Here is an 8,086-nt window from a genome sequence, read left to right as displayed (position 1 = left end):
TGGGCCGCGCGAGGCGCCCCACGGCATCACCGGTGAACCGGTCAGTGCTGGCTCTGGGTCCAGGAGCACAGCGTGCAGAGGGAGTTGTCCTCCATCAGCAGCGCGTCGTCCTCGAAGCCCATGGTCAGCAGGTCGTTCGCGTCCACGATCTTCTCCATGTGAATGCACCTCCAGGTTGTTCCGGGCCACCGTGTTGCGGCCCGAGAGAAATCTCCCGTCCGGCGGCGCGAAACTCATCCGTGCAGGCCACCACCATTCGAAAGCCGCAGCTCCGCGGCCCTCAACGCGGGGTTGTGGCACGAAGGAGCTCAAGCGCGACGCGAGCGAGGTGCGGCAGGATGCGTAGGGGTGCGTACGTACGCGGACACCAATGGTGGTGTTCTACACCCATGACCCGCCGCTGACGCCGTGACAACGTTCAGGTCATGGAGATCACCGGTCACGACGTGGGCGCGCGGTACGCCGCCGACCAGGACCTCCTCGCCGGCACGCTCCTCCGCGGAACAGCCGCGCTCACCGCCGTGAAGCCCGTCGGTGACCGTCACCAAAAAGAGGCCACGAGCATCCTGGAGCTGGCCGACGGGCAGCGCGTGGTCTACAAGCCGCGCGGCGTCGACGCCCACCTGGCGTTCAACCACGTCGTCGAGCTCGTGAACGACCTGACCGGCCTCGGCCTCACCACGGTGAAGGCGCTCAAGGCGGACGAACACGGCTGGACCGAGCACGTCGAACCCGCCGAACTGCCGACGAAGGACGCCACTCGGTACTTCGAACGGCTCGGCGGGCTGCTCGCGGTGCTGCACTTGTTGCGCGCCACCGACATGCACCACGAGAACGTGATCGCCCGCGCAGACCAGCCGTTGCTCATCGACGTGGAAACGCTGTTCCAGGCGCAGCTGCCGGGCGAACGGCCTGATCCCGCCGCCATCGCGCTGGGCCGTTCGGTCGCACGCACCGGCATCCTGCCCGCGGTCGCCGGACGGCACGGGCTCGAGGACATCTCCGGCGCCCAGAACCTCCCCACGTGGCAAGGCGAACCGGTCGAGGTCGCCGACCACGCGGACGACGTGCTCACCGGGTTCCGGCAGGCCTACGACGCGATCTCCCACCACCGCGAGGAATTCGCCGAGGTGCTGGCGAAGTGCGCGGACATCCAGGTGCGGATCGTGCCGCGACCGACGTGGCAGTACGCCGAGTTCCTGAAGAACCCCGGCACCACACCGCAGTCGCACATCCCGGGACTCGCCGAGCTCGAAGCAGCCGAACTGGCCGAGGGCGACATCCCGCTGTTCACGGCAGCGGCGAACGGTCGTGATCTCCGTTCGGCAAAGGGAGATCTGCCGGACGTGCTCACGACCTCGGGACTCGACGACGCGCTCACCCACCTGGCCAAGTTCGACGACTTCGACCGCGCCGACCAGGAGTGGGTGATCGCCGCGTCGCTGGCCAGCCGCCGGGTGGCGCTCACCGGCACCGGCCCCGGTCAGGTGCAGCAGCACGCCACCGGCACGGACGAGGTGCTGTCGGCCGCGTGTGCGGTGGCCGACCGGATCGTCACGGCCAGCTTCGGCTGTGAGCGGATGAACTGGATCGGCCTCGAACCGGTCGGCGACGCCAACTGGCTGGTGCTGCCGATGGGCGCGGGTCTCGCGCACGGCTACACCGGCGTGGCGCTCTTCCTCGCCCAGCTCGGCGAGATCAGCGAGGTCTGCCGGTACACCGACGTCGCACGGCGCGCCCTGAGCGCGATCCCGGACCTCCTCACGGGCCTGCGCGCCAACCCCGATCTGATCGCGGCGGTCGGCTGCGGCGGACTGACCGGGTTCGCCGGCATCGGTTACGCACTGGCCAGGATCGCCAAGCTGCTCGACGACGACGAGGTCGCCCGCTGGGCCCGCGCGACCGTGCCGCTCGCCGCCGAAGCCGCACAGCACGAACCGGAACACGGCCTCGCCGCTGCCATGAGAGCGCTCCACGCGACGATCGGCTGTTCGGACGCGCTCGACCTGGCCGACCGGTACGCCGAGGAGAACACCGGCCCGGCGCAGTGGTGCCAGCACGACGCTTCCGAATGGACGGACGACGACCTCTCGTTGTGCCACGGAGAACTCGGCCATGCGGACGTGTCCGTCGACGGCTGGAACGCCGCACAACGACACCGCCGTACGGGTGAGGTGCTCGCGACGTTGCGCCGCGACGGACCCCGCTGCGTCACGCCGGACAGCGTGCCCACGCCAGGCCTCCTCACCGGGCTGGCAGGAATCGGAATCGGCTTGCTGCGGCTGGGTTTCCCGGACCGCACGCCGTCCGTCCTGCGGTTCCAACCCTGAACTTCCCGGCCACGCCGGGAAATACCGAAGAACCGTTACATCACCTGGAGAAACAAATGAGATTGCCCGAGACCAACGACAAGTCCGCCGCGGCCACCACGAAGAAGATCGGCCTGCGGATCGCCGCGCTGACCGGCGTCGTCCTCTCGGCCAGCGCGATCGCCGCAGCGCCCGCCATCGCCGCACCCAGCGTCGACGTCGCGCTCGACTCGGTCGTGACCGGGACGCCGGGTTCCACCTGTTGCCGTCCTGACCCGGTCTAGAAAGATCCGTTATCCGACTGAGCATCACGTTTGTCGCAACTCGTGATCTCATGTGCGCGTGGCATTGCGTGCACCAGTCGTCGTCGGTCGTGACCATGAGCTGGAACTGATCAGGACGACGTTGGCGAAAGTCGCCACGGGGCGGGGTCAGGTGGTGTTCCTGACCGGCGAGGCCGGGATCGGCAAGTCCCGGCTCGCCTCCGCCGCGACGGACCTCGCCTACCAGAACGGGATGAGCATCATGCGCGGCCGCGGCAGCGCGATGAGCCGCACGATCCCGTTCCGCTGCCTGAGCGAGGCGTTGTTGTCCTTGCAACGTCTCGGCACCACCGTCGACATCGACGCGCTGGGCCCGTACCGGCCCGCGCTCGCCCGCCTCAACCCCGACTGGGGCACGACGTCCGACGACCCGTCGAGCAGCTCGCTGATCGTCCTGGCCGAGGGTGTGCTCCGGTTGATGGAACTGGTGGGGCGCAACGGCGGATGCGCAGTCGTGATCGACGACCTGCAGTACGCCGACCCGGACACCCTGGCGGTGCTCGAGTACGTGATCGACAACATCGCGCACCAGCCCACGTTGCTGCTCGCGACCATGCGCGACGAGGACAGCGCGGCGCTGGAGTTCGCCCGCGCCACCAGCAAACGCGACTCGGCGACGTTGATCGAGCTTCGCAGATTGCGCCAGCAACAGGTTTCCGCGCTCGCGAACACCTGCCTGGAAGGCACTTTGCCCGTGCCGGCGCTGGATCTGCTGTGGGCGGGCAGCGGCGGATTACCGTTGTACGTGGAAGAACTGCTCGACGAGATCGTCTCGGACGGCCAGCTCGTGCGGTCCGGCGACACCTGGCAGATGGCCGATGCCGGTCTGCCGCCATCTGCTCTCGTGCAGAGCGTCGCGGGCAGGTTCGGCAGGCTGAGCGAGCAGGCCCGCGAGTTCGTGTCGGTCGCGGCGGTGATCGGCCTGAGGTTCCCGCTGACGATCGCTCGCGAGGTCACCGGGCTCGACTACCGGACGCTGCTGCGCTACCTGCAGAGCGAGCCCGTGGCGCACCTGATCGGGCCCGACGACCACACGCCCGACTGGTACCTCTTCACGCACGCGCTGGTCGCGGACGCGGTGCTCACCCTCATCCCGGAAGAAGTTCAGTCGGATCTCGCACGACGGGCGGCTGACGCCGTCGAGAAGCGCTATCCCGGTGTGCCGGGCGACTGGTGCCACCTGTGCGCAACTCTCAGAGAAGCGGCCGGGCAGACCGCCGAAGCCGGTTCCCTGTACGCGGAAGCCGGGCGACGGGCGTTGGCGCAGGGAGCCGCGCAGTCCGCGGTCACGTTGCTGGACCGGTCGCTGGAGCTGGTGCACGACCCCGTGCAACGCTTCGAAGCCCTGGAAGCCCAGCTCCTCGCGCTGACCGAGGCCGGGCAGGTGGACCGGGCGCTGGCGATGAGCTTCGACAGCTCGGGGCTCGACCGTCCGCACCGAGCCCGCCTGCACACCCAGCTGGCGTGGGCGGCGAACCTCGCCGGCCGCACGTCCGACGGCCTGGCACAGGTGGAGATCGCACGGGCGTTGCTCGGCGATGACGCACCCGCCGAGCACTCCGCGCCGATCGATGTCGTTGCGGCGCATCTGGAACTGGACCGCGCCGAGCCCGGCAGCCTGGAACGCGCCGAGGAGATCGCGCTGCGGGCGGCGACCGTGGCCGAACGGGTGCCGCTGCCCGTCGTCGCCTGCCAGGCGTGGCAACTGCTCGGGGCCTTGATGCGGCGCCGCGATCCAGCGCGAGCAACGGCCTACCTGGAACGCAGTCGCGCTTTCGCGATCGCGCACGACCTGCCGATCTGGGAGATCCACGCGTTGGTGCGCCTCGGTTTGGACGACGCGCTGCGCACCGGCGACATCGGCCGGTTGGAGCAGGCACGCGATCTTGCCTCCCGGATCGGCGCGGTGATCGCCCGCTACCAGTCGGAGGTCAACATCGGCCTGCAGCTGGTGCTGCGCGCCGACTTCGCCGCCGCCCAGGCGTTGGTCGCCGAGGTCTCCTCCGCAGCGATTCGGCTGGGGCTGCAGGAGATCAGCCAGTTCATGGCGGTGCTCAAGGCCGTGCTGGCTGGACATGGCGGTGACCGCGCGGCACTGACCGACGCCTGGTCGGTGCTCAACGAACCAGGCGGCGAGCAGCACACCGCGCGGCTGCACGGTCTGGCGGCGACGTTCTGCGCATTGCTGGAGGAGGACAGACCTCGGGCGCGCGCGGACCTCGCTACGGCGCTGGCCGCGGAACGCGCCACCCCCACGACGTTCCACCTGACCGGCAGGCTCGGGCTTTCGTTGCTGCTGCGAGCAGTCGACGGTGACCTGACCCAGGCCGAGTACGACGAGACCGTCGCGGACCCGGCCGCGGGACTGCGCTGGGACCACCACTTCGCCCTGCTGGCCTCGGCCGTGCTGACCGGGGACGACACCCTGGTCGAGGAGAGCGCCGACGTGGGAGCGCTCTACCCGATGGCCCGCAACCTGGGCCTGCGCCTCGTCGGCGAGGCAGCCGCGCGGGACGGCTGGGGCGATCCGGAGACGTGGCTGCGCGCCGCCGAGCACTACTTCCACGACGCCGGCATCCCTGCGGTGGCCGGAGCGTGCCGCGCCCAGTTGCGGCAGATGGGCGTGCGGATCACCCAGCGCCGCTCCGGCGCCGACGAGGTGCCGGACGAGCTGCGACTGGCCGGCGTGACCGTGCGCGAGTACGAGGTGCTCAGGCTCCTCGGCTCCCGGCTCGCCAACAACGAGATCGCTGCCCAGCTGCACGTTTCCCGTCGCACGGTCGAGAAGCACGTGTCGAGCCTGATCACGAAGACCGGCCTGACCAACCGCCTGGCGCTGGGCAAGCTCGCCACCGAACAGGACTAACGCGTCGCGTCCAGAAGGGCCAGCACCGCCAGCACCCGGCGATGACCGTCCTCATCGGACGGCAGGTCGAGCTTCACCAGCAGGTGCCGCACGTGCGCCTCGATCGTGCGTTCGCTGAGCTGCAACCGTTTCGCGATGCCCGTGTTCGTGAGCCCCTGTGCCATGTGCTCGAGCACGGTCCGTTCCCGCTCGGACAGCCGCGCTAGCGGGCCGTCTGTGCCGCGCCCGAGCAGACCGGCGACGACCTGCGGGTCCAGCGCCGAACCACCGCGGGCCACCCTGGTCGCGGCGGCGAGAAAGTCCGCGACGTCCAGTACGCGGTCCTTGAGCAGGTAGCCGAACCCGCCCTCGGTGATCAGCTCCGCCACGTGGGTCGTCTCGACGTGCTGGGACAGCACCAGAACACCGAGATCAGGATGCGACTGCTTCAAGGACCGGGCCGCGCGGGCGCCCTCGTCGGTGAACGTCGGCGGCATCCTGATGTCCACGACGACGAGGTCCGGCCTGAACGCCGACACCGCGGAGGCGAGCCCGATCGCGTCGCCGAGGGTGGCGACGACCTCGTGGCCGCCGTCCGCGAACAGACGGGCCAGACCCTCGCGCAACAACGCCTGATCCTCGGCGATCACGACTCGCACGGCACCTCCGCGGTGATGGTCGTGCCGGAACCCGGCCGGCTGTCGACGCGCAAGGTTCCTCCCAGTGCGGCAACGCGATCGGCGAGACCGGTCAGACCGCTGCCCTCGGCCGGTGCCGCCCCGCCGATGCCGTCGTCGGTCACGGTGACGACGAGATTTCCGCCGCGATGGGTGACGGTGAGCCCGACGGTCGTGGCGCGAGCGTGCTTGACGGCGTTGGTCAACGCCTCGCAGCCCACGAAGTAGGCGGCGGCCTCCACGTTCTCCGCGAACCGCTCGGCCGGTGCCCGCACCTCGACGCGCAGCGGGGTGCGACGAGCCAGGTCGTCGAACGCGGGCCTGAGCCCACCGTCCAGCTGCAGACCACGAGCCAGCGCGCGGAGTTCCCCGATCGCGACCGCCAGTTCCGAGACGGCCTCGTCGATCGTCTGCCCGGCCTCCTGCGGCGTGCCCGCGGTGAGCACGTGCTGGGCGTGCCGCAACCCCAGCCCGATCGCCACCAGCCGTTGCTGGGCGCCGTCGTGCAGATCCCGTTGAACGCGACGGCGTTCGGCGTCCCCCGCGGCGACGATGCGCGCCCGGGACGCCCGCACCTCGGCGAGCTGCCGGCGCAGTTCGACCCGGAGCCTGGCGATCTCGACCGCGAGCCCGGCGGCCTCCACGACCTCGCGCACCAGGGCGGCCTGTGGCGTCGAGTGGACGACCACGCCGAGCGGCTGACCGTCCCGCTCGACCACCACCCGCGGCCCGCTCACATTCCGCGCCACCCCGTCGAGGTCCACGTGCTCCTTGCTCTCCGGCAGGTACACGAGCAGGTCCAGCTCCGGGTCGGCCAGCACCTCGCGCAGCACGCCGAGGACGTCCTCCGGTACGGCCCGGCCCGCACGCAGGGCCTCCAGGAAGTCCACCATCCGCCTTCGAGCGTCGTAGCGCGCCCGGTTGAACCGCCGGTCGACGACGTCCTGCACCCGTTCCCGCAACGGCCGGAACGCCAGTGCCGCCACCAGCGTCGCGGCCGCCGTGGCCCACGACGAACCGCGGCTGAACGCGGTGCCGACCAGCACGACCGTCACGGCGTAGGCGGCGACCAGCAACACGGTCAGCACGCCGTAGCTGATCGTCCGGCTGATCACGACGTCGACGTCGAACAACCGGTAGCGCAGGATCGCCAGGCACGCGGCGACGGCCAGGCCCATCAGCACCACCGCGGCGATCACCCCGGCGGCCGGAGTGACGTACCAGAGCGCGAAGGACAGCGGCAGCCCCACGCCCGCGAGCGCGGCCGCGAACACGAACCACTTCAGCTGTTGGCGCCGCGCACCCTCAGATCTGCGGAACCGCACCACCAGCGAGACCACCGACGCGGCCAGGGCGCCCAGGAACAGCGTCATCCCCACGGTGATCAGCGCGTCGGTGGGCAGGCTCTCCACGGCCATCGGATTGCGACCGTCGGAGAAGCTGCGGCCCAGGCCCGGGCTGAGCGACCAGCCGACCAGCGCCACCACCGTGCCCACGGCGCCCACCCACAGCACCGGACGCCAGCGGCCCGCGTGACCGTCCGGGAAGAGCACGAAGACGAGGATCCAGCCGTAACCGCTGGGCAGCCAGCTGTTCCAGCTGATCCACTCCAGGTAGGGCCCGCCGGGCAGGTCGCGCAGTGCCCACGCCTGGAAGAGGTCGGCCGCGATCGCGTTGAGCAACGCGAACCCCAGGAAGAGCCGGCCGATGACGCTGCGCCGGGCGATCAACGCCCCGGCACCGGCCATCACGGTCGTCTGGATCGCGTACATGACCGTGTCGAAGTGGGGTTCGAGGCCCCACCCGAGGGCGATCGCACCCAGTTCCGCGACCACGGTCAGCGCGAACACCAGCGTCGGCACCGGCTCATCGTCGCAGCACCTGACGGGTCCGACCACAGTGCTAGCACTGCATCGGGTGTGGTGGTCGCGC

Annotated in this window: 5 protein-coding genes; 3 read left to right on the top strand and 2 right to left on the bottom strand. The window is 70.3% G+C overall.

What is annotated here, in order from left to right; all coding sequences use genetic code 11:
* Positions 1 to 425: 425 nt before the first annotated feature.
* Genes LFM09_RS08385 through LFM09_RS08375 form a run of 3 tightly spaced genes read left to right on the top strand, consistent with a single transcriptional unit; the run spans position 426 to position 5,498 of the window.
* Entirely contained in the window at positions 426 to 2,330 is a 1,905-nt protein-coding gene (locus tag LFM09_RS08385; RefSeq protein WP_414095736.1) for a DUF4135 domain-containing protein, read from the top strand.
* Between the two features lie 56 nt (positions 2,331 to 2,386).
* Complete coding sequence (locus LFM09_RS08380) at positions 2,387 to 2,593, top strand: hypothetical protein (protein WP_414095735.1); 207 nt, start codon at positions 2,387 to 2,389, stop codon at positions 2,591 to 2,593.
* Between the two features lie 58 nt (positions 2,594 to 2,651).
* Positions 2,652 to 5,498, top strand: a complete 2,847-nt coding sequence (locus LFM09_RS08375) for an ATP-binding protein (protein WP_414095734.1) — start codon at positions 2,652 to 2,654, stop codon at positions 5,496 to 5,498.
* On the opposite strand, the gene LFM09_RS08370 is transcribed toward LFM09_RS08375, so the two are convergent.
* Together LFM09_RS08370 and LFM09_RS08365 are read right to left on the bottom strand one after the other, a co-directional pair.
* Positions 5,495 to 6,136 (bottom strand): LuxR C-terminal-related transcriptional regulator, encoded by a 642-nt coding sequence (locus tag LFM09_RS08370; RefSeq protein ID WP_414095733.1) that lies wholly within the window; start codon positions 6,134 to 6,136, stop codon positions 5,495 to 5,497. The two genes, LFM09_RS08375 and LFM09_RS08370, sit on opposite strands and share 4 nt — an antisense overlap.
* Positions 6,124 to 8,016, bottom strand: a complete 1,893-nt coding sequence (locus tag LFM09_RS08365; RefSeq protein WP_414095732.1) for an ATP-binding protein — start codon at positions 8,014 to 8,016, stop codon at positions 6,124 to 6,126. Before LFM09_RS08365 ends, LFM09_RS08370 begins: the two co-directional genes overlap by 13 nt.
* Positions 8,017 to 8,086 lie beyond the last annotated feature (70 nt).

Source organism: Lentzea alba, from assembly GCF_047445655.1.
GTDB lineage: Bacteria > Actinomycetota > Actinomycetes > Mycobacteriales > Pseudonocardiaceae > Lentzea > Lentzea alba_A.
Note: the sequence above shows the minus strand (reverse complement) of the source record. Positions and strands in the feature narration are given on the sequence as shown.

What these genes read in the sequence shown, in the direction of transcription:
- LFM09_RS08385 (WP_414095736.1), top strand. Translation starts at nt 426, where the DNA reads ATGGAGATCACCGGTCACGACGTGGGCGCGCGGTACGCCGCCGACCAG.
- LFM09_RS08380 (WP_414095735.1), top strand. Translation starts at nt 2,387, where the DNA reads ATGAGATTGCCCGAGACCAACGACAAGTCCGCCGCGGCCACCACGAAG.